This window comes from Glutamicibacter sp. NPDC127525, from assembly GCF_042672105.1.
Lineage (GTDB): Bacteria > Actinomycetota > Actinomycetes > Actinomycetales > Micrococcaceae > Glutamicibacter.
Genome location: NZ_JBHXVN010000001.1, coordinates 503166 through 524447, shown reverse-complemented (window position 1 = coordinate 524447; position 21282 = coordinate 503166). Strand labels below are relative to the sequence as shown.

Sequence of the window (21282 nt, the reverse complement as noted above, 5' to 3'; positions counted from 1 at the left end):
GGCGGCTTCCGCATTGAGCAGAAGCCGCCGCCACCATCCGAGCGACCCTAGATTTCTAGTGCCTCGGCGTCCGCCCGACGCGCAGCGAGAGCCCGGACCACGTCGGCACGCGATTCCACCAGCAGACGGCGCATCGCCGCGTGCTTGGATCCCAGGGATTCCAGGAATGCATCCGTCTGGTCCAAAGTTTCCTGCGAGACGTTGGAGCTGGGGTAGAAGCCGATCACAATCTGCTTGGCCATCTCATGCGAGTAGGATTCCCACGCGTTGACGAGCAGCCCGAAGTAGTCCTCGGCGTATCCGGAGATCAACGCGTTCTGGTGCACGTTGTTGAAACCGGAAATGACGGCGCTTTGCTGATCGTTGGACAAGGTAGCAGCGGTTGCCGCCCCGAATGCCTCTGCCTTTGCTTCTGCAGTTGGGCGGGAAGCTCGCGCGGTGTACCACGACGCCTTGCCCTTGGCCGTGTCGTCGCTGGCCAGAACTGCGTCGAGATCAGCATCGCTCAGGTAGCCGCCGGCACTCAGCGCGATTGCGAAGGACCAGCGCAAATCGGTGTCAACGGCCAGGCCTGGCAAGCTTGCCGAGCCGTCGAACAAGTTCCTGACGCGATCCAACTGGGCGGCGGCGCGCGAGCGGTGCGCGAAGGCCTTGACGAACTGCAGCTGCGCGTCGGAGCCTGCTTCAGCATTGGAAGCCAGCTGCCACAGCTGGTCGGCAGCCTGCACCGAAAGTTCTTCGCTGCGTTCTGCAGCAACAAAAAGATCCAGCGAGGTGTTCAGCTGGCGCAACAGCACCATGATCACCGTGGAATCCACCTCGTGGCCAATATTGTTCAGCAGCAACTGGACGTAGGTGCTTGCAGGGGCTTCGGCATCACGTACAGAGTCCCACGCGGCTGACCAAACAAGAGTGCGCGGCAGCGACTCCTGGAAGTCCTTCAGATGCTCGGTGGCAGTCGCCAAGGAAACTTCATCCAGGCGGATCTTCGCGTAGGTCAGGTCATCGTCATTGAGCAGAACCAAATCCGGGCGCTTCATGCCGGCCAGCGCGGGAACGAAGGTGAGCTCGCCATCGATATCAAGTTCTTCGCGGTGCACGCGCTGCAGCGTTCCGGCCTCATCGAGCGAGTAGAAGCCAACAGCAAGTCGGTGCTGGCGCAAAGTCGGGAACTGGGCAACGGCGGACTGGCGAATGGCAAAGGACGTAATAGCACCGTCATTGCCGGTTTCAATTTCGGCTTTGAGGGTGTTCACACCAGCGGTTTCCAGCCAGGATGCGCCCCAGCCGCTGAGATCGCGGCCGCTGGCGGCTTCCAGTTCCTTGAGCAGGTCTGGCAGCTCGGTGTTCTTCCAGGCATGCTTGGCGAAGTACTCGCGTACGCCAGCCATGAATTCTTCCTGGCCTACGAAAGCTACCAGCTGGCGCAGAACGCTGGCCCCCTTGGCATAGGTGATTCCATCGAAGTTGACCTCTACGTCTTCAAGGTCATTGATCTCCGCGACAATGGGGTGGGTGGAAGGCAACTGGTCCTGGCGGTAGGCCCAGTTCTTCTCCAACGTATTGAAGGTGGTCCAAGCGCTGGTGAACTCGGTGTTCTGCGCGGCCGCCAGAGTGGACATGAATTCTGCGAAGGACTCATTGAGCCACAGATCGTTCCACCACTTCATGGTGACCAGGTCACCGAACCACATGTGTGCCAGCTCATGCAGGATGGTGATCGCGCGGCGCTCAATCATGGCACCGGTTGGACGGGAACGGAAGATGTATTCCTCGAGGAAGGTCACCGCTCCAGCGTTTTCCATGGCGCCTGCGTTGAATTCGGGAACGAACAACTGATCGTACTTCTCGAATGGGTATGGGGTGCCGAAGTTCTTCTCGTAGAATTCGAAACCCTGACGGGTCACGGTGACGATGTTCTCGACGTCCAGGTACTGCATCATGGATGCGCGGGCGAAGACACCCAGCTCGATGGTGCGGCCGCTGGAGGAAACCAGCGAATCGCGGGCGACCTGGTAGGGGCCTGCGATCAGGGCAGTGATGTAGCACGAGATCCGCTGGGTTGGGGCAAAGGCCCAAGTTGCTGAATTCCCGTTTTCCTCTGGCGCAGGAGTCGGGGCGTTGGAAACAACGTTCCAGTATTTTGGCGCGGTGACCGAGAACTGGAAGGTGGCCTTCAAATCAGGCTGCTCGAAGACGGCGAACATGCGCCGGCAGTCCGCGACCTCGAACTGGGTGTACAAGTAGACTTCCTGGTCCACTGGGTCTACGAATCGATGCAGGCCTTCGCCGGTGTTCATGTACAGCGCGTCCGCGTCGATCACGAGTAGGTTTTCTGCGGCGAGGTTCGGCAACTGGATACGGATGCCATCTGAATGCTGCGCTGGGTCCAGCTCGACGCCATTGAGATTGATGGAGCGTACCGAGTCGGTGACTGCATCAATGAATGTCGAAGCGCCGGCGGTGGCGGAGAACCGCACCGTAGTCTTGGAAGTGAAGACGCGCTCACCGCGAGTAAGATCCAGGCTTACCTCATAGCTGTCAACGTTGAGCAGATTTGCGCGTTCGCTGGCCTCGGCGCGAGTGAGGTTCATTCCTGGCATGGGTTCTCCAATTCTTGGCGATGGCTATCCACCGGTGGAAGTTGTGAAATGAATATTGAATATCTGTCTATTGTGTCACCTTTGACCGGGCATTGCGCAAGTCATCGGGCCGAACAATTTACTCAATTTTCCAATAGCGTCCCGAAATTGCACGCTTTGGGACGCCTCGGAGACTTATTCGGTTCATACTCCGTGATGCGCAGCTGAGAAGTAGCCGGAGCGCGTGCCGCGGTCGCTATCCTAGATAGGAAAGTAAAAGAACCCTCCCTAGTAAATGAGGCAATCGACTATGCGCGTGCATATCGCTACTGACCATGCAGGACTTGAGCTCAGCGACTACCTGGTAAAGCACCTGACCGCCAAGGGCTACGAAATGGTCAACCACGGCCCGAAGTCCTATGACCCGGAGGATGATTACCCGGCATTCTGCATCAACGCGGCACAAGCTGTTGTTGATGACCAGCGCGCGGGCGTGGACGCACTGGGTATCGTCTTGGGCGGCTCCGGCAACGGCGAACAAATTGCTGCCAACAAGGTCGAAGGGATTCGCGCCGCACTGGCGTGGAACATGGATACCGCGAAATTGGCCCGTGAGCACAACAACGCCAACGTCATAGCCGTTGGCGGGCGCCAGCACTCAGTAGAAGAAGCTGCGGAACTTATCGAGGCCTTCCTCGCTGAACCATTTAGCGAAGCGGAGCGCCACGTACGCCGCATCGGCAAGATCGCCACGTATGAAACGACCGGCGAGGTCATCGACTAGTCGTGCCTGAAGGTCATTCCCTTCACCGACTTGCCCGCCAGTTCGACGATGTCTTTGGCGGGCAAACGGTCCTGGTTACTTCTCCGCAGGGCCGTTTCAGCTCCGATGCCGCGCGCATCGACGGCCATCAGCTGGAACAGGCCTTTGCCAAGGGCAAGCAGCTCTTCTGCCGCTTTTCCAACGATCTCTATCTGCGAGTGCATCTGGGGCTCTATGGCGCGTTCAATTTCGGGGGAGACAGCTACTTTACGGGTGCTTCCTCGATTGGCGCCCCTCGGAAGATTGGTGAAATCGAAGCCAGTGCCAGTACGGATGCTGAGAAGTACACCGGCCCGCCCGCACCGGTAGGAGCAGTTAGAGCGCGGATCGTTTCCGAACACGGCTGGGCTGATTTGCGCGGGCCAACTGCATGCGAGGTTCTGGAATACGAACAGGTCCAGATTCATCTGGATAAGCTCGGCCCGGATCCATTGATTGGGTCCGCAGTGCGTTTCAGGGCAGCCAAAGGCCAGGCTGATTTAGCGGACGCAGATATTCGGCTTGAAGCGGGCTTCAAGGAATTCCGGGCGAACCTGATGAAGACCAAGACAGCCATTGGCATCGTGCTCATGAACCAGGCGCTCATTTCTGGTGTCGGCAATATCTACCGAGCGGAAGCCCTATTCCGGAATCGAATCGCTCCGGAATTGCCGGCGAATGAACTTAGTGCTCAAAAGGCCAAATCACTTTGGTGGGACATCGTATCGGTAATGGAAGACGGCGTTCGCGATGGCAAGATCATCACTACCTTGCCCGAAGACCGCGACCCACAGGGCGTGGTTTGGCCCGATAACGCGTACTACGTTTATCAGCGGCAGGGAATGGGGTGCCGGAAATGTTCGGCGCAGATTTCCCTGGCCGAAATCGCGGCTCGCAAGCTGTACTGGTGCCCTCGTTGCCAGAAGCTTCCGCGCAAACATGTGAAGGCATAAGCTGCAGATTCGTCGATGGGACGAGCGGAGTTCTTTTCGTTCAGGCTCGTCGGCGTGTTTTGCTAACCATCACCGTACGGCAGTGATAAGGGAGAGGTGCCAAGTGAGACATGGAATCCCCGATTTGCAAAGCAAGAGTTTTATGGTCTAGACTGAATCTTGTTCGAAGCGCAGAAGCTTCGAAATGGGGATGTAGCTTAGTGGTAAAGCCTTAGTCTTCCAAACTAATGATGCGGGTTCGATTCCCGTCATCCCCTCCAAATGAAAAGGTCTCGCCGTGCGGGGCCTTTTCGCGTATCTGGACGAAGGCCGCTCTTTTCCTGGCCTCCTCTGCGTAGTGCAGCCATTTCGGGTCACTGCAGAAATGAGGCTCCGATAATGTTTGCGGCTTCCATTTTTTTCTGCTCCTGGACGTCAAATCGCATTCTTATGCATCGGCGGGGAGCGTTTTTCCCAGGCCCCTTCACTTCGTCAGCGGCGGAGAAGAGTCGTCGCCGAACGTCGCTAATTGATTCGATGAGCCTCGCGTTCCGGGGTGCAGCTTCGGGAATTGGCGATTTCCCGCTTTCAAATATGCCAAACTCGCACCCTCCTCACGCCTGCCTGGGAGCTGTTGGCATGGCGTCAGGTTTGCAAGCGTGACGCGTGGTTTCGACCGGGGTTCAGTCCAGCAGCCACGGATTATGTGCCGGGTCGCCGAGCAAAGCAACAGTCGCTGCTTGAACACCTGGAAAAAATAATCGGCCGCATCTGGGTCCCAGTCAATGCTTCAAAGGAGAATGGGTGGTTCTTGTCTTCCAGTCGGCCGGCGGCACTGGTGTTGCGGTCGTTCGAAAATCCACCTGTAATTCAACTCACGAAAAAGCGAGTTTTGGCTAAATTCTGGCTTGTGAAACGAGGAAAACCGCTAAATCATGCGGATGTCTTTCTGCAACATGCAAAATCCTCGATTTTGCTTTTGGTTCGAACCCGTGTAACTTAGTTTCTTGTGATCAGCACGGGAAACAAAACATTCCCGGACCGATTGCAAAACGGTTAGTCCAGATGAAACAAGCTTTCTTCTGAACTTTACCGGGGTGTAGCTCAGCTTGGCTAGAGCGCGCGCTTTGGGAGCGTGAGGTCGCAGGTTCGAATCCTGTCACCCCGACTTTATGGCTGAAGCAATTCAGCCGTAGAATTGAGAACTGAGAGATCAGTCCTCGTGAGTGGCGGAAATTGAAAAATTCTCGGTATTCAAGGAAAACGGTTAGTTGGAGCAAAGCATCGCTTGATGCGGCTTCCTGGCTAATCGGGGTGTAGCTCAGCTTGGCTAGAGCGCGCGCTTTGGGAGCGTGAGGTCGCAGGTTCGAATCCTGTCACCCCGACTTTACGAGTGAAAAATCTTCGGATTCAGCTCGTGAAATTTGAGAGCTAAATATAATTTAGATCTTGTGATCACTAAGAACCGTAAAAAGTAACTAGTAAGCATCACAAACGATTAGTGGATACAGGATAACTCGGGTTAGACTGTTCACTGCTAATCGGGGTGTAGCTCAGCTTGGCTAGAGCGCGCGCTTTGGGAGCGTGAGGTCGCAGGTTCGAATCCTGTCACCCCGACTCTGTCGAACAACCCCGCAACGCCACCATGTTGCGGGGTTTTTTGCAGATTAGACCTAATATTAGACAACTCAGGAGTACAACGCTGTGAAGAGCGCCGTCGAAAACGTCAACCCGACCCGGGTTAAGCTGACCGTTGAAGTTCCTTACGAGGAACTGAAGCCCCGCGTCGATGAGGCGTACAAGACCATCGCTCAGCAGATTCAGATCCCAGGCTTCCGCAAGGGCAAAGTTCCTGCAAAGATGATCGACCAGCGCGTCGGTCGCGGCCATGTCATCGAGACTGCCGTCAACGAAGGTCTGAACGAGTACTACCAGAAGGCAATGGTTGAGAACGAACTCACCCCGCTGTCCCGCCCAGAGGTAGACATCACCGAATTGCCATCCCTCGAAAAGGAAGGCGAAGGCCAGCTGGTCTTCACCCTCGAGGTAGACGTACGTCCGAAGGTTGAACTTCCGGACTACAAGGGCATCGAAGTTTCTGTTGAGGCCAAGGAAGTTGCTGACGAGGACATCGAGAAGGCTCTCGACGATCTGCGCGGCCGCTTCGGCACCCTGAAGGAAGTTGAAGCTCCAGCAGCTGCAGACTCCTTCGTGACCATCGACCTGACCGCTGCTGTAGAAGGCGAAGAAGTCGACTCCGCACAGGGCCTGTCCTACCAGATCGGTTCCGGCAACATGCTTGAGGGCATGGACGAGGCTGTTACCGGCCTGTCTGCCGGCGAAGACGCAACCTTCGAGACCACCCTGGCTGGCGGCGAGCACGCCGGCAAGACCGCAACCGTCAAGGTTGTCGTCAACGCTGTGAAGCAGCGCGAACTGCCAGAAGCTAACGATGACTTCGCTCAGCTGGCTTCGGAATTCGACACCATCGCCGAGCTGCGCGAGAACCTGTCGAAGGACGCTGCAGAGGGCAAGGTTGTCGAGCAGGGCGTAGAGGCTCGCGAGCTGGTTCTGGACAGGCTGGTTGAACTGGTTGAGGTTCCTGTTCCTGCATCGGTTATCGATGAGCAGATCGAGCAGCACTTCAACGCACCAGACGCTGAAGCAGACCACGACACCGAAGAGCACCGCGCAGAGGTTCGCGAGAACACCGAGCGTGCTTTCAAGAACGAGATCATCCTCGACGCTGTTGCAGATGCTGAAGAAGTTGGCGTCGAGCAGTCCGAGCTGATCGACTACATCGTTCAGACCGCAGGCCAGTACGGCATGGAGCCAAACCAGTTTGCACAGATGCTGGACGGCGCAGGCCAGGTTCCAATGCTCATGGGAGAAGTTCGCCGCCGCAAGGCACTTGCAAAGGTTCTCGAGTTCGCTAAGGTTACCGATTCCAACGGTGCCGCAGTTGACCTGACCTCCTTCGTCAAGCCAGCCGGTGAAGAAGAAGCTGCTGAGGTTGAGGCCGAAGAGGCCAAGTAGTCTTCACTAAACTCTGATGGCCATCGGCCGCTTGTTCAAAACAAGCCGCCGATGGCCATTTTTGTTCGCTGCGGGCGTGCATCATGCGCCGTGAGCGAAACAGGGGCATGAAACGGCCCAAGAATGGCTTGAAGTAAGTAATCTCAAAGTAACCAGTTGTAGCTATGGGATTAGAAACAGAGATTCCAGAAACTGATCTACACGTTTGGAAGAGGTAGAGAACATGTCAAATGATTCGCGCACTCCCACTATGGCAGCCGCAGAGCCGGCCGGCCGTGATGACTACATCTACAACCGCCTGCTCAAGGAGCGCATCATCTGGCTGGGCTCCGACGTCCGCGACGACAATGCGAATGCCATTTGCTCGCAGTTGCTGCTGCTCTCGGCAGAGGATCCTGAGAAGGACATCTACCTGTACATCAACTCGCCAGGTGGATCGATCACCGCTGGCATGGCCATCTACGACACCATGAACTTCATCCCGAATGACGTCGTGACCGTAGCAACCGGTCTGGCCGCATCGATGGGCCAGTTCCTGCTGTCCTCGGGCACCCCGGGCAAGCGTTTCGCTACGCCGAACGCCCGCATCCTGATGCACCAGCCATCGGGCGGCATCGGCGGTACCGCCTCGGATATCAAGATCCAGGCTGAACTGATCATGCACATGAAGAAGGTCATGAGCGAGTTGACTGCAGAACAGACCGGTCAGACCGTGGAGCAGATCCTCATCGACAACCAGCGTGATAAGTGGTTCACCGCAGAAGATGGCTTGAAGTACGGCTTCTTCGATCAGATCGCAACCCACGCAGGCTCGGTCAACGGTTTCGTAGGCGACGACAACAAATAGTCGCACCGCATCGCTTGATACCCAAAGATTTGTCCTAGGAGAAAACCATGAACTTCAATCCGGAAGCCGTTAGCGGTCAGATGCCGTCGGCCCGCTACATCCTGCCACAGTTCGAAGAGCGCACCCCATACGGCTTCAAGCGCCAGGACCCATACGCAAAGCTATTCGAAGATCGCATCATCTTCCTCGGCGCCCAGGTTGATGACGCATCGGCCGATGACGTGATGGCCCAGCTGCTGGTCCTGGAATCCATGGACCCTGAGCGCGACGTCACCCTGTACATCAATTCGCCAGGTGGTTCCTTCACCGCGATGACTGCAATCTACGACACGATTCAGTTCATCCGCCCAGAGGTCCAGACCGTGTGCCTTGGCCAGGCGGCGTCCGCAGCAGCAGTACTGCTCGCAGCTGGTACCCCGGGCAAGCGTTTGGCCCTGCCTAACGCGCGCGTATTGATCCACCAGCCAGCAATGGGTGGCGGCGAACGCGGCACCGCGACTGACCTGCAGATCCAGGCCGAGGAAGTTATGCGCATGCGCAGCTGGCTGGAAGAGACCATTGCCTCCCACTCCGGCCAGGACGTTGAGAAGGTGCGCGGCGACGTGGAGCGTGACTTGTTCATGACTGCTAGCGAAGCCAAGGTGTACGGCATCGTAGACGAGGTATTGACTCCTCGTAAGCTGAACCGTGCTCAGCTGGGAAGCTAGCGCATACTTGGAATAATCCATGATGAATGGCGGTTTACCTAGTTGCTGGTCTGTCCAAAGGCAGACGGCACAACACAGGTAAACCGCCATATTCATCTAATTTGGGGGACTACTAGCCTAGAATTGAGTAAGTCCACAGCTACTCAAGTAAACGGGAGAATGGTGCGATGGGACGCATGGGTGAAGGCTCGGATCTGTTGAAATGCTCTTTCTGCGGGAAGAGCCAGAAGCAGGTTAAGAAGCTAATTGCAGGCCATGGTGTCTACATTTGTACTGAATGCATCGAACTCTGCAACGAAATCATCGCTGAAGAGTTCGCCGAAGAGCAGGTGCACGAAGAGTTCTCCTTGGCTAAGCCACGCGAGATCTTCAACTCGCTGCAGGAATACGTCATCGGCCAGGAGAACGCCAAGCGTGCTCTCTCGGTCGCTGTCTATAACCACTACAAGCGTATCCACGGCAACCAGGACCACGGTCCTGTTGCGGCGCTGACTAACGATGACCCGCTGGATGATGTGGAAGTCTCGAAGTCCAACATCATGCTTATTGGTCCTACCGGATGCGGTAAGACGTACCTGGCGCAGTCGCTGGCGAAGAAGCTGAATGTTCCTTTCGCTGTCGCCGACGCTACAAGCCTGACTGAAGCAGGCTACGTGGGTGAAGATGTGGAAAATATTCTTCTCAAGCTGCTTCAAGCTGCCGACTATGACGTCAAGAAGGCCGAGACCGGCATCATCTATATTGACGAGATCGACAAGATTTCCCGCAAGAGCGAGAACCCTTCGATCACCCGGGACGTTTCCGGTGAAGGCGTCCAGCAGGCGCTTCTGAAGATCCTTGAAGGCACTGTCGCTGCGGTGCCGCCCCAGGGTGGCCGCAAGCACCCTCACCAGGATTTCATTCAGCTCGACACCACCAATATCCTGTTCATCGTTGCTGGCGCCTTTGCCGGACTGGAAGAAATTATTTCTTCACGGGCAGGGCAGAAGGGCATCGGTTTTGGTGCTCCGCTGAAAGCGCTGAAGTCGGAGACCGCTTCCTACTCGGATGTTCGGCCGGAAGACTTGCTCAAGTTCGGCCTGATTCCAGAATTCATTGGTCGCCTGCCGGTGATCACCACGGTGGAGCATCTGGATAAGGACGCGCTAGTGCGCGTACTGACCGAACCAAAGAACGCACTTCTCAAGCAGTACCAGAAGATGTTCCAGATGGATGGCGTGGCTTTGAGCTTCGACCAGTCGGCACTGGAAGCAATCGCAGAACAGGCTATTGCGCGTGAGACCGGCGCGCGTGGTTTGCGGTCGATTCTTGAGGAAACCCTTGGCGGCGTAATGTTCGACCTTCCAAGCCGCGACGATGTTGCCGAGGTGGTCATTACTCGGGCAACCGTCATTGACCGTGAAGATCCCACGTTGCTCTCTCACGCGATGGTGGCCAAGCGCGATATGAAGTCCGCCTAGCCGTATTCAAAAATTCTCTTCGGAAGAAAGTTGGTAGTTCATGGCTGAACGTCAGCAAGTTGATTTTTGGTTCGATCCAATCTGCCCGTTCGCTTGGGCGACGAGCCGCTGGATCAAGGAAGTGGAGAAGGTCCGCGACATCGACGTGAATTGGAACGTCATGAGCCTCTCGATGCTTAACGAAGGCCGCGACCTTCCAGCTGACTACCGCGCCAAGATGGACATCTCATGGGGGCCGGTGCGGGTGGTCACGCGTGCTGCCCAGGAACACGGCGAGGGAGTCAAGGACAGCTTGTACACCGCCATGGGTGAACTGTTCCATTACGAGAAGATCGAAGATCGTGATGAAGTCATCGCCAAGGCGCTGCAGAAGGCGGGATTGGCAGCGGAACTCGCTGAAGCTGCGCATACCGATGCCAACGATGACGTGCTGCGCTCGAGCCACGAGGCAGGCATCAACTTGGTGGGGCAGGATGTAGGCACGCCAATCGTCGCCGTTGATGGCGTTGCTTTCTTCGGTCCGGTCATTACCCGTATTCCGACTGGGGAAGATGCAGGAAAGATGTTTGACGCTGCGGCGCAGCTCGCATCCTTCCCGTACTTCTTCGAAATGAAGCGCACTCGTACCGAAAGCCCGGTTTTCGACTAAGCGGGAATTTTCTGTTCCAAGGACGTTGTCTCATTGCGCGGCAGCGTCCTTGGTTTTTAATCAGTGAAGGCGCTTGGCATGGAGGGCCGGGTGTTCGCCCTCCGGTGCCACTAATCCACGGGACGATTGGCTATCCGCCGACGGAGGAAGGCGCGCCATCAAGGTGCCGATCCGCATGGGCCGGACCAGTATTCTGTGCATCCGCCATTCGTTGCATCGGTGCTTTACCTTCTCGTCGGATCGCGGAGCACGCGGTTCATATTGGCCAGGGACGGTTCCGCAGTCCAATTGGTGCGTCGTTCGAACTTCCGTTTCTTAGGCTCGGATGATGACTCATGAGTCCAGGGCAACAGCGCGCGGTGGGCGGACAGTTCATGCTGCCTTCGCAGAGTGCGCAGGAGCGTCAGCGGATCGCAAGGCAAGTCGTGGAGGTAGGCCGTCGGCATCGGCAACCGGCAATATCGGGTGTCGAATAAGTCCAATTTTAAAGCCTAATTAATGCATATTTTTTCGTACAGGGCAGACAACGCGGAGCCGGGAAAGTATCTGTTACCGAAGCTTCTATTTCATATATTCAGACACGCTGCTCTGGTCTCGCGCGGCAAGGCCGGACTCTGGGCGTGTGATTCGGCTCACTGGTATTTAGGGGCTGGTTTGAAATCACCAGAAATGCACGGGCTCATTCGAAGGGGAGTCGTGGCGCCGGGGAATCGATTGAAAGTATCTGTTTCAAAACTATTTCGCTTCACAACTTGGTGGCCGTTGCAGGTCGGTGACGCGGCGGGCGGAGGAAAATATTCCTGTAGAAAATGCTTGAAGTGTGTGTTTGACTGTTTCCCACGAGTGCAACAGCACCCCCATCGATAGTGGCAAAGAAGCCACTGGACAAGGAGTTAAATCGTGCAGATTCGTTCTCTAATTACGGATTCATCCAAGGGCAAGGGGCGCCGCAAGCTGGCAAGCGCCGCGGTTCTTGCAGGCGCGCTGATGCTCGGCGTGGCACCGATGGCCTCGGCAGCGCCGACGACCACTGGTGGCGACGTAGAGTCAATCACGATCTCGGAACAGAAGGCTGACGCAGCGGTATCCTACTGGACCGCGGATCGGATGAAAGCCGCAAAGAACGCAGATTCACTCGTAGCTGGCAAGTCGGGTTCGGCTGCCAAGGTTGAATCCGGCAAGCCGGCCAAGGTCGCCGGTCATGGCGCGCAGGCGGCAGCCGGAAAGCAGGCCCAAACGAAGGGTGGCAAGACTCGCGCTACCCAGGAAACACCGGTTTCGCACATCGGCAAGGTGTTCTTCACTCTCGGCGGATCAGACTACGTGTGCTCTGGCAACGCTGTCGTCTCCGCCAACGAGTCGACGGTCTCCACCGCTGGCCACTGCCTGAATGAAGGACCCGGTTCATTCGCAACCCGTTGGGTCTTCGTTCCAGCCTATGAAAACGGCAAAGCACCCTACGGTTCCTTCGCAGCGACCGAGCTGGTGGCACCGACTGAATGGTCAAATGGCGGGGACATCACCTATGACACAGGCTTCGCCGTGGTCAGCTCCAGCGGTGGTGCGTCCTTGACTGATGCCGTTGGCGCTTCGGGGGTCGCCTTCAACCAGGCGCGCGGAGAGTACTACACTGCTTACGGCTACCCAGCTGCTTCGCCATTCAACGGCGAGACCTTGCAATCGTGCAGCGGATACTCCAGCGACGATCCGTTTGGCCAGTCCCAGTCTCAGGGCATTCCATGCAACATGACCGGCGGCTCGTCCGGTGGCCCATGGTTCCTGGGGAGCGGATCGAACGGCTACCAGAACTCTGTGAACAGCTTCGGCTACAGCTCGGTGCGCGACACCATGTTCGGACCGTACTGGGGCTCGGTGATCCAGCAGGCATACCAGAGCGCGCAGAACTAAGCACTAATAGCCCAGCAGCTGGACATCGATGGGGATCCAGCTGCTGGCTGCAAGTAGATGGGAAGAGAAGATGGCCGACGGAAATTCGCCAGCTGCCGGGTCAGAAGGCCCGGTCCAGAAGCATCGTCTTGAGTCCAGCGCGGAAGACCAACTGGAACACTTCGCCGGCGAACGTCGACGCGCGGCTCGGCCCATGGAGAAAACCGTCCAGTCTCCACCCGAGACGGATGACCCCGATGCGGGGGAGGAGCAAGGGCAGAAATAGAAAAACCGGTTGCCATCCCGATGACGGGATGGCAACCGGTTTTTCTGGTTCAACTGCTATTCGGTTTCTTCAGCCGGAGCCAATTCAACGTTGGTGACAGTCATTTCACCGTCGGCTTCAACCAGGGTCAGCTCACGGGCGTTCGCCGCGGACTTCAAGTCCTCGAATCCTGCCTTGAGCTGCGCAACCTGAGACGCTGGAGCGTGGATCTCGCCCGAGAGCACTTCGGTACGCTGCTTGACCTTCGCATCGGACTTGGCCTTGCGGATGCCCGAGAGAGCGACGCCAACCAGTGGCAGTACCGCCGGGTCGGAGCCCTCTACTGCAGCGGACAAGTGCCCGGTGCTTGGCCACTGGGTCAGGTGCACCGACCCGGTGCGCCACCAACCCCAAACCTCTTCGGTAGCGAATGGCAGGAATGGCGCGAAGAGCCGCAGCACGGAATCAAGGGTGGTGGCCAGGGTAGCCAGAACCGATGCCTGCTCGGCTTCGCCGTGGCCGCCGTAGGCGCGGTCCTTGACCAATTCGACGTAGTCGTCGGTGAACGACCAGAAGAACGACTCGGTGATATCCAGCGCGCGAGCATAGTCGTAGTTGTCGAAAGCGCGCTGGGCGTCTTCGATAACGGTCGACAGGCGAGCGAGCAGCGAACGATCCAGCCCGTTGGTGACTACCGAAGCGTCATCGGTCAAGACGTTGGCGTCGGTCGCGCCCAAGTTCAGGACGAACTTCGAGGCGTTGAGGATCTTGATGGCCAGGCGGCGGCCGATCTTCATCTGGTTGATTTCATACGCGGTATCGGCACCCAGCTTGGCACTGGCCGCCCAGTAGCGTACAGCATCCGCGCCGAACTTATCCAGGACTTCGTTAGGTACAACCACGTTGCCCTTGGACTTGGACATCTTCTTGCGGTCCGGATCCAGGATCCAGCCCGAAATCGCAGCGTGCTTCCACGGAGCGTTGCCGTGCAGGGAATCTGCGCGAACCGCGGTGGAGAACAGCCAAGTACGGATGATGTCGTGGCCCTGCGGGCGCAGGTCGAAGGGGTAGACCTTCGAGAAGAACTCGTCGTCACGGCCCCAACGGCCAGCGATTTGCGGGGTCAGCGAGCTGGTTGCCCAGGTGTCCAGGACATCGGCATCGCCAATGAAGCCGTTAGCGGAGCCGCGCTGGTCCTCGGTGTAGCCGGTCGGCGCGTCCGCTGCCGGGTCAACCGGAAGCTGGTCGATGGTTGGCAACAGCGGCGCATCGTAGTTCGGTTCGCCGTGCTCGTTGACCTGGTACCACACTGGCACTGGTACGCCGAAGAAGCGCTGGCGGGAAACGAGCCAGTCGCCGTTCAGGCCCGAAACCCAGTTTTCGTAGCGCGAGCGCATGAACGACGGGTGGAAATCAATTTCCTGGCCGCGTGCGATCATCTGGTTGCGGCGTTCTTCATCACGGCCGCCGTTGCGGATGTACCACTGGCGCGAGGTCACGATTTCCAGCGGCTTGTCGCCCTTTTCGAAGAAGTTCACCGGACGGGAAATCTTCTTCGGCTCGCCATCAAGCAGGCCCGCGTCGGAAAGCATCTCGACGACGGTTTCCTTGGCGGAGAACACGGTCTTTGCCGAAATCTGGGCGTACGCTTCCTTGCCGGCCTCGGTGGTGATCCACTCGGGGGTGTCTGCAAGGATGCGGCCGTCGCGTCCAATGATCGGACGGGTTGGCAGCTGCAGTTCGCGCCACCAGGTCACGTCGGTCAAGTCGCCAAACGTGCACACCATGGCAATGCCAGAACCCTTGTCGGCCTGGGCCAATGGGTGCGGGTGGACGGTGACGGGAACTCCGAAGATCGGCGAGGTCACGGTCTTGCCGAACAAGTGCTGGTAGCGCTCGTCATCCGGGTGGGCCACTAGCGCGGCGCAAGCAGCGAGCAGTTCCGGGCGGGTGGTCTCGATGAAGACCTGCTCGCCGTTTTCAGCGTCGAATGCATAACGGTAGTAGGCGCCGGGCATTTCCCGGTCTTCGAGTTCGGCCTGGGCCACTGCGGTACGGAAGGTCACGTCCCACAGGGTTGGAGCTTCAGCCATGTAGGCGTCGCCCTTTGCCAGGTTGTCCAGGAAGGCGCGCTGCGAAGTTGCACGCGAATTGTCGTCGATCGTGCGGTAGGTCATGCGCCAGTCCACCGAAAGGCCCAGGGTGGTGAACAGCTGCTCGAAGACCTTTTCGTCTTCGACCGCCAGCTCTTCACAGATCTCGATGAAGTTCTTGCGGCTGATGACATCCCAGTCGCGCTGGTTCTTCGCAGGCTTTTCCGGTGGACGGTAGCCCTCGATGTAAGGCTTGGTCGGGTCGCAACGGACGCCGAAGTAGTTCTGCACGCGGCGCTCGGTAGGCAAGCCGTTGTCATCCCAACCAAGTGGGTAGAACACGTTCTTGCCGATCATGCGCTGGTAGCGAGCCAACACGTCGGTCTGCGTGTACGAGAACATGTGTCCTACGTGCAGCGAACCCGAAGCGGTTGGCGGGGGAGTGTCGATGGAGTACACGGCTTCGCGAGTCGTGTCCTCATTGAAGTGATAGGTGCCCTCGGTGCGCCACCGGGACGAAAGACGTTCTTCCAAGCCTTCCAAAGCGGGCTTGTCAGGAACGGAAACCGTTGCGGGCGTGTCTGTGCCCAAGTTTTCTTCTGCCATACGTCTATTCTTCCATGTTTTGCCCGGCGCACAGTCATTGTTGCCCATGGCTTGCACCACGCCGCTGTCCAGCCGGGACCAGCTGGATCAAAAGCCTGTGCCGGACCGGCGGCCCTTGGCTCAGCCGTCCTGCCGCGAACGCCGAATCGCCTTGTCGCCCGCACCAGCGGCACGGTGCACCCGGGCATAGCAGCGCCGTCTGGCGTTGGCGCATTCCTGCATGGCTCCGCTTACGCAAGATATTCCCTCCGATTGCATTCCTCCGGCAGCCGCGCCAGCTGCACGTTGCCGCCGCGCAGTAGGCGCAGGCGGGACAGCATCGGCCATGGCCCTGGCGGCACCGCCGACGCTCGCCGCCCTGGATTCCAGGCCCTGGCCCGGAAGAAAATCTTGCCGCATGAAATGTAAGAGAAATTCATGCCTTACCAACTGGTAATGATCTGGTTCTACAGTTGACGTATGACAATTACAGATAAGACTTCTTCCCGTTCGGCCGTTGTTACCGGAGCTTCCAGCGGAATTGGCCAGGCAACAGTCCGTGCGTTGCGCGCACAAGGATGGACCGTCTTCGCAGTAGCCCGCCGGGCCGACCGCTTGGAAAAGCTCGCCGCTGAATGCGGTGCGATCGCGGTGCCAGCAGATGTCAGCGTGCAGGCAGATGTCGACGCACTGGTAGAAACGGTCACCGCGCATGGCGGCGCAGATACGCTGGTCAATTGCGCCGGCGGTGCGCGTGGAACCGAAACCTGGGCCGACGCGGTCGATGAAAACTGGGACTTCATGTGGCAAGCCAATGTCATGGGAACCATGCGCTTGACCCGTGCACTGCTGCCCCAGCTTCGCGAGGCGCGAGGCACCGTCTTGAACGTTACCTCCACCGCCGCACTGGCCAGCTACGAAGGCGGCAGCGGCTACAACGCGGCAAAGGCCGCTGAACGTGCCATGACCCAGGCGCTTCGTCTTGAAGAAGTCGAGAACGGGCTGCGGGTAATCGAGATCCTGCCCGGCCTGGTGCAGACAGAAGAGTTCGCGCTCCGTCGTCTGGGAAGCCAGAGCGCCGCCGACAACGTCTACGCCGGTGTGGAGAGTCCCTTGACCGGTGAAGACGTTGCCGAAGTCATCCGCTATGCGGTCAGCGCCCCGGCCCACGTGAATCTGGATGAAATTGTCATCCGCCCGCAGGCGCAGGCCGCCAACCACAAGCTAGTGCGCAGCGCCAAATAGGCGCCCAACAACATCGGTGAGGATCAATTCATGAGTCAAGCGACCCAGCAGAAGATACATGTTGTCGCAACATCCCACGGCACGGACAACGCCAACGGGCAGCAACTAATCCATGATCTGCGTGCCGACCTGGAACGGCGGAGCGAAGAGCGATTCCCGGTGCAGCTTGTCTGGCACGAAGCCTATGTGGATGTCCAAGAGCCCCGGCTTGAAACGGTTATCGCCGGTTTGCCTGAAGGCGAGCCGGCAGTGGTCTTGCCGCTGCTGGTCTCCGACGGCGTTCATACGACGCACGACATTGCGCAGGCGGTCGCCTCGCGCGCGGGAACCTCCGCCGCCCTGCCATTGGGTCCGCTGCCGGAGCTGGCCCAAGTCCTGGCGCAACGCGCCGCAGGGCACCTGGCCAACGACCCGCTCGTTGTCTTGGCGGCGGCGGGCACGAGATTGGAAGTCGGCCAAAACCAGGTCAAGAATCTCGCCGAGCAGCTCGCTGTCCTATTGGAGCGCGAAGTGCAGGTGGGCTACTGCGCAGGGGCCCAGCCGCGGATCGCTGACGTCGTGGGAAATGCTGCCGCGCGTCCAGTGCTCGTGCTCAGCTCGCTGCTCGCCGACGGATTCTTCCAGCAGAAGCTGGCTAGCACGGGGGCAGGCGTGGTGACAAGCCCCCTGCTTCCTGACGTAATGATTGCTCAATGTTTCCTTGTGCGACTGCAAAAGGCGCTCGAAGAGGAGCTTTTCATGTCTCCAGATGACGAAGTCCTAACTCGTTAGGCAACGCGTAGCCATGTGACACCGGCAGGTTGCCGACCCTCTGGGGGCAGTTCCTACGCTGGTGGACATGACGCAGACAACCACACCAGTTCGCTCCACAAGAGAGGCAAAACCCAACGGCCAATGGAAAATCGACGGCCCTGCCCCGTTGAATGCCAACGAAGAGATGAAGGCCGCCGACAACGGCCTGAACGTGCGCCAGCGCATTGAGGAAATCTACTCGAAGCAGGGCTTCGATTCCATTGAACCCGAGGATCTGCACGGCCGCTTCCGCTGGTGGGGCCTCTACACCCAGCGTGCCCAGGGGATCCCCGGCGGCAAGACGGCGACGCTGAGCCCAGAAGAACTTGAAGACCGCTACTTCATGCTGCGCGTGCGCATCGACGGCGGCGCCCTGACCACCGAGCAGCTGCGCGTCATCGGCCAGATCTCCACCGACTTCGCCCGCGACACCGCCGACCTGACAGATCGCCAGAACGTCCAGCTGCACTGGATCGACGTCGTCGATGTCCCGGAGATCTGGCAGCGGCTGGAAGCCGTCGGCCTGCACACCACCGAGGCCTGCGGCGACGTGCCCCGTGTCATCCTCGGCTCTCCGGTGGCAGGCATCAGCAAGGACGAGATCATCGATCCCAGCCCGGTGATCGCCGAAATTTCCCGCCGCTACATCGGCAAGCCGGAATTCGCGAACCTCCCGCGCAAGTTCAAGACCGCCATCACCGGCCACCCAAGCCAGGATGTCGTCCACGAAATCAACGACATCGCCTTGATCGGCACCGTCCACCCGCAGCTCGGCCCCGGATACGACCTGTGGGTTGGCGGCGGGCTGTCGGCAAACCCCCGCCTGGGCGAACGCCTCGGCGCCTTCGTGACCGAAGAGCAGGCACCGGATGTCTGGGAGGGCGTAGTTTCCATCTTCCGTGACTACGGGTACCGCCGCTTGCGCAACCGCGCACGCCTGAAGTTCCTGCTGGCCGAATGGGGCACGGAAAAAATGCGCCAGGTGCTGCAAGATGAGTACCTGGGCTACGAGCTGCCCGACGGCCCGTTGCCGGAGCAGCCCACCGAAGCAGGAGACCACAGCGGGGTCAACGAGCAGAAGGACGGCAAGTTCTATATCGGATTGACCGCTCCGGCTGGCCGCGTATCCGGTACCGCGCTGACCGGCCTTGCCGATTTGGCCGAAGCCCATGGATCCACCCGGCTGCGCACCACCCCGCACCAGAAGATCATCGCCCTGGACATCGCCGAAGAGCAGGTGCAGGACTTCGTCGCTTCGGCCCGCGCCCTGGGCCTGGAGGCATTCCCCAGCTTGTTCAAGCGTTCGGCCATTGCCTGCACCGGTATCGAATTCTGCAAGCTGGCCATTGTGGACACCAAAGACACCATGATTGACGCGGTAGCAAAAATCGAGGATCGCCTGGCCGACCACGAGGGCAAGCTGCCTCGCCAGCTGTCTCTGCACGTCAATGGCTGCCCGAACTCCTGCGCCCGCATCCAAACAGCGGACCTCGGATTCAAGGGCCAGCTGATTACCAACGACCAGGGAGAACAGGTCTCCGGATTCCAGGTTCACCTCGGTGGCACCCTGGCCGGTTTCGAAAATGGCGAAGCCGCCCTGGGGCGCACGGTGCGCGGGCTCAAGGTCGCGGCTGATGAATTGCCCGAATACGTGGAGCGGGTAGTGAAGAACTACTCGGCCTCGGCTGCCGAAGGGGAATCCTTCGCTGCCTGGGCCCACCGAGCTGAAGAGGATGAGCTGAAATGAGCAAGCCGACCCCAGTACGTACCCGCAGCGAGGCCGAACTGCGGCGCATCGCCAAGCTGGGCGCCGCCGAGCTGGGCTGGGATGCCACAGCGGACCAGGTCGTCGCTTTCGCAGCTGAGCACCTCGACGCCGACGAGGTAGCGGTGGCCTGCTCGATGGCCGATGCCGTGCTGCCGCACCTGGTCTGCGCGCAGCTGCCCAAGGTCGATGTGCTGTTCCTGGAAACCGGATACCACTTTGCCGAAACCCACGGAACCCGCGACGAAGTGGCTCGCACGCTGGACGTGAACATCGTCGACGTGCTGCCTGCCTTGACCGTGGCCGAACAGGATGCGAAGTTCGGCAAGGACCTGTTCTCCCGGGATCCGGCCGCCTGCTGCCAGCTGCGCAAGATGGACCCGCTGGCCAGATCCCTGTCCGGATACAGCGCGTGGTTCACCGGGGTACGCCGTGACGAAGCTGAGACCCGCATCAACACGCCCCTGGTCGCTTTCGACGAGAAGCACGGACTGGTCAAATTCAATCCCGTGGCGCCCTGGAGCTTCGATCAGCTGATCGACTACGCCACCGGGCACCAAGTACCCGTGAACCTGCTGCTGTCCAACGGCTACCCGTCCATCGGATGCCAGCCTTGCACCCGGCCGGTAGCCGAGGGCGAGGACCCGCGGGCTGGCCGCTGGGCCGGGCTGAATAAAACCGAATGCGGAATCCACGTCTAAGGAGCGAATCATGACCATCACCGCTAACGCGCCCGCAGGCACCCAGCGCAGCGTCCTGGACGCCTTGGAAGCCGAATCAATCCACATCATCCGCGAAGTGCTCGCCGAATTCGACAAGCCCGGACTGCTGTTCTCCGGCGGCAAGGACTCCGTAGTCGTCCTGCACCTGCTGGCCAAGGCCGTCTCCCCGGGCCGCGTGCCCATCCCCGTCGTGCACATCGATACCGGCCACAACTTCGCCGAGGTGCTCAACTTCCGCGACGCGGTCGTGGAAAAGTACGGGCTGAACCTCGTCGTCGGCTCCGTGCAGGAGTACATCGACCGCGGAGAGCTGGCCGAGCTGCCCGACGGCACCCGCAACCGCCTGCAGACCCGGGTCCTGCTGGACACCATCGAATCCAACGGCTTCGACGTGGTCTTCGGCGGGGCGCGCCGCGATGAGGACAAGGCCCGCGCCAAGGAGCGCATCCTGTCCCTGCGCGACGAGTTCGGCGTCTGGGATCCGCGCAACCAGCGCCCGGAAATCTGGAGCCTGTACAACGGGCGGCACGAGCCGGATTGGCATGTGCGCGCCTTCCCGATCTCCAACTGGACCGAACGCGATATCTGGGCCTACATCCAGCGCGAGAACATCGAGCTGCCGCCGATCTACTTCGCGCACTGCCGCCAGGTCTTCGAACGCGACGGCATGTGGCGGGCACTGACCAGCGTCAGCCAGCCCAACGCCGATGAGCCGGTCGTCGTCAAGCAGGTGCGCTACCGCACCGTGGGCGACGCCAGCTGCACCGGTGCGGTGCTCTCCGCCGCCGACACCGTGGCGAAGGTGCTCGATGAATTGGCCGTCGCCACCATCACCGAACGCGGAGCCACCCGCGCCGACGACCGTATTTCCGCCGCGGGAATGGAAGACCGCAAGACCGAAGGGTACTTCTAA

General features: G+C 59.2%; 15 protein-coding genes and 4 tRNA genes. 17 read left to right on the top strand and 2 right to left on the bottom strand.

What is annotated here, in order from left to right; translation table 11 throughout:
• Positions 1 to 47: 47 nt before the first annotated feature.
• Positions 48 to 2603: an aminopeptidase N gene (gene pepN, locus ACFVHU_RS02390; protein WP_105659201.1), complete on the bottom strand. Its 2556-nt coding sequence runs from the start codon at positions 2601 to 2603 to the stop codon at positions 48 to 50.
• A gap of 289 nt (positions 2604 to 2892) precedes the next feature.
• On the opposite strand from pepN, the gene ACFVHU_RS02385 reads away from it, so the two are divergent.
• The 12 genes from ACFVHU_RS02385 (at position 2893) to ACFVHU_RS02330 (ending at position 12923) form a co-directional block, all read left to right on the top strand.
• A complete protein-coding gene (locus tag ACFVHU_RS02385) occupies positions 2893 to 3366 on the top strand; it encodes a ribose-5-phosphate isomerase (protein ID WP_105659202.1) in 474 nt (157 codons plus the stop codon).
• A 2-nt stretch (positions 3367 to 3368) separates the two neighbouring features.
• Positions 3369 to 4337, top strand: a complete 969-nt coding sequence (locus ACFVHU_RS02380) for an Fpg/Nei family DNA glycosylase (protein ID WP_105659203.1) — start codon at positions 3369 to 3371, stop codon at positions 4335 to 4337.
• A gap of 186 nt (positions 4338 to 4523) precedes the next feature.
• Positions 4524 to 4597 (top strand) — tRNA-Gly (locus ACFVHU_RS02375).
• An 812-nt stretch (positions 4598 to 5409) separates the two neighbouring features.
• Positions 5410 to 5484, top strand: a tRNA-Pro gene (locus tag ACFVHU_RS02370).
• Positions 5485 to 5626: 142 nt separating this feature from the next.
• Positions 5627 to 5701 (top strand) — tRNA-Pro (locus tag ACFVHU_RS02365).
• A 157-nt stretch (positions 5702 to 5858) separates the two neighbouring features.
• Positions 5859 to 5933: transfer RNA gene (locus tag ACFVHU_RS02360), tRNA-Pro, on the top strand.
• Positions 5934 to 6020: 87 nt separating this feature from the next.
• Positions 6021 to 7352 (top strand): trigger factor, encoded by a 1332-nt coding sequence (tig, locus tag ACFVHU_RS02355; protein ID WP_388022234.1) that lies wholly within the window; start codon positions 6021 to 6023, stop codon positions 7350 to 7352.
• A gap of 223 nt (positions 7353 to 7575) precedes the next feature.
• The gene (locus tag ACFVHU_RS02350; RefSeq protein ID WP_286134321.1) at positions 7576 to 8199 is read left to right on the top strand and encodes an ATP-dependent Clp protease proteolytic subunit; all 624 of its coding nucleotides are present in this window, start codon (positions 7576 to 7578) and stop codon (positions 8197 to 8199) included.
• A 47-nt stretch (positions 8200 to 8246) separates the two neighbouring features.
• A complete protein-coding gene (locus ACFVHU_RS02345; RefSeq protein WP_105658463.1) occupies positions 8247 to 8906 on the top strand; it encodes an ATP-dependent Clp protease proteolytic subunit in 660 nt (219 codons plus the stop codon).
• Positions 8907 to 9073: 167 nt separating this feature from the next.
• Positions 9074 to 10366: an ATP-dependent Clp protease ATP-binding subunit ClpX gene (clpX, locus tag ACFVHU_RS02340; RefSeq protein ID WP_105658464.1), complete on the top strand. Its 1293-nt coding sequence runs from the start codon at positions 9074 to 9076 to the stop codon at positions 10364 to 10366.
• 40 nt (positions 10367 to 10406) lie between these two features.
• Positions 10407 to 11015: a DsbA family protein gene (locus ACFVHU_RS02335; RefSeq protein ID WP_388022229.1), complete on the top strand. Its 609-nt coding sequence runs from the start codon at positions 10407 to 10409 to the stop codon at positions 11013 to 11015.
• 900 nt (positions 11016 to 11915) lie between these two features.
• Positions 11916 to 12923, top strand: coding sequence for a trypsin-like serine peptidase (locus ACFVHU_RS02330; protein WP_388022226.1), 1008 nt, complete (start codon positions 11916 to 11918; stop codon positions 12921 to 12923).
• Between the two features lie 321 nt (positions 12924 to 13244).
• Here ACFVHU_RS02330 and valS read toward each other — a convergent pair whose 3' ends face one another.
• Complete coding sequence (valS, locus tag ACFVHU_RS02325) at positions 13245 to 15866, bottom strand: valine--tRNA ligase (protein ID WP_105658467.1); 2622 nt, start codon at positions 15864 to 15866, stop codon at positions 13245 to 13247.
• 459 nt (positions 15867 to 16325) lie between these two features.
• Here valS and ACFVHU_RS02320 point away from each other — a divergent pair, with 459 nt between their 5' ends.
• From ACFVHU_RS02320 to cysD, 5 genes are all read left to right on the top strand, one after another.
• Positions 16326 to 17090, top strand: coding sequence for an SDR family oxidoreductase (locus ACFVHU_RS02320; protein WP_388022223.1), 765 nt, complete (start codon positions 16326 to 16328; stop codon positions 17088 to 17090).
• 30 nt (positions 17091 to 17120) lie between these two features.
• Positions 17121 to 17861: a sirohydrochlorin chelatase gene (locus ACFVHU_RS02315; RefSeq protein WP_105658469.1), complete on the top strand. Its 741-nt coding sequence runs from the start codon at positions 17121 to 17123 to the stop codon at positions 17859 to 17861.
• A gap of 67 nt (positions 17862 to 17928) precedes the next feature.
• Positions 17929 to 19629 (top strand): nitrite/sulfite reductase, encoded by a 1701-nt coding sequence (locus ACFVHU_RS02310; protein ID WP_388022219.1) that lies wholly within the window; start codon positions 17929 to 17931, stop codon positions 19627 to 19629.
• Positions 19626 to 20348: a phosphoadenylyl-sulfate reductase gene (locus tag ACFVHU_RS02305; protein ID WP_105658471.1), complete on the top strand. Its 723-nt coding sequence runs from the start codon at positions 19626 to 19628 to the stop codon at positions 20346 to 20348. Before ACFVHU_RS02310 ends, ACFVHU_RS02305 begins: the two co-directional genes overlap by 4 nt.
• A 10-nt stretch (positions 20349 to 20358) precedes the next feature.
• Positions 20359 to 21282, top strand: coding sequence for a sulfate adenylyltransferase subunit CysD (gene cysD, locus ACFVHU_RS02300; protein ID WP_105658472.1), 924 nt, complete (start codon positions 20359 to 20361; stop codon positions 21280 to 21282).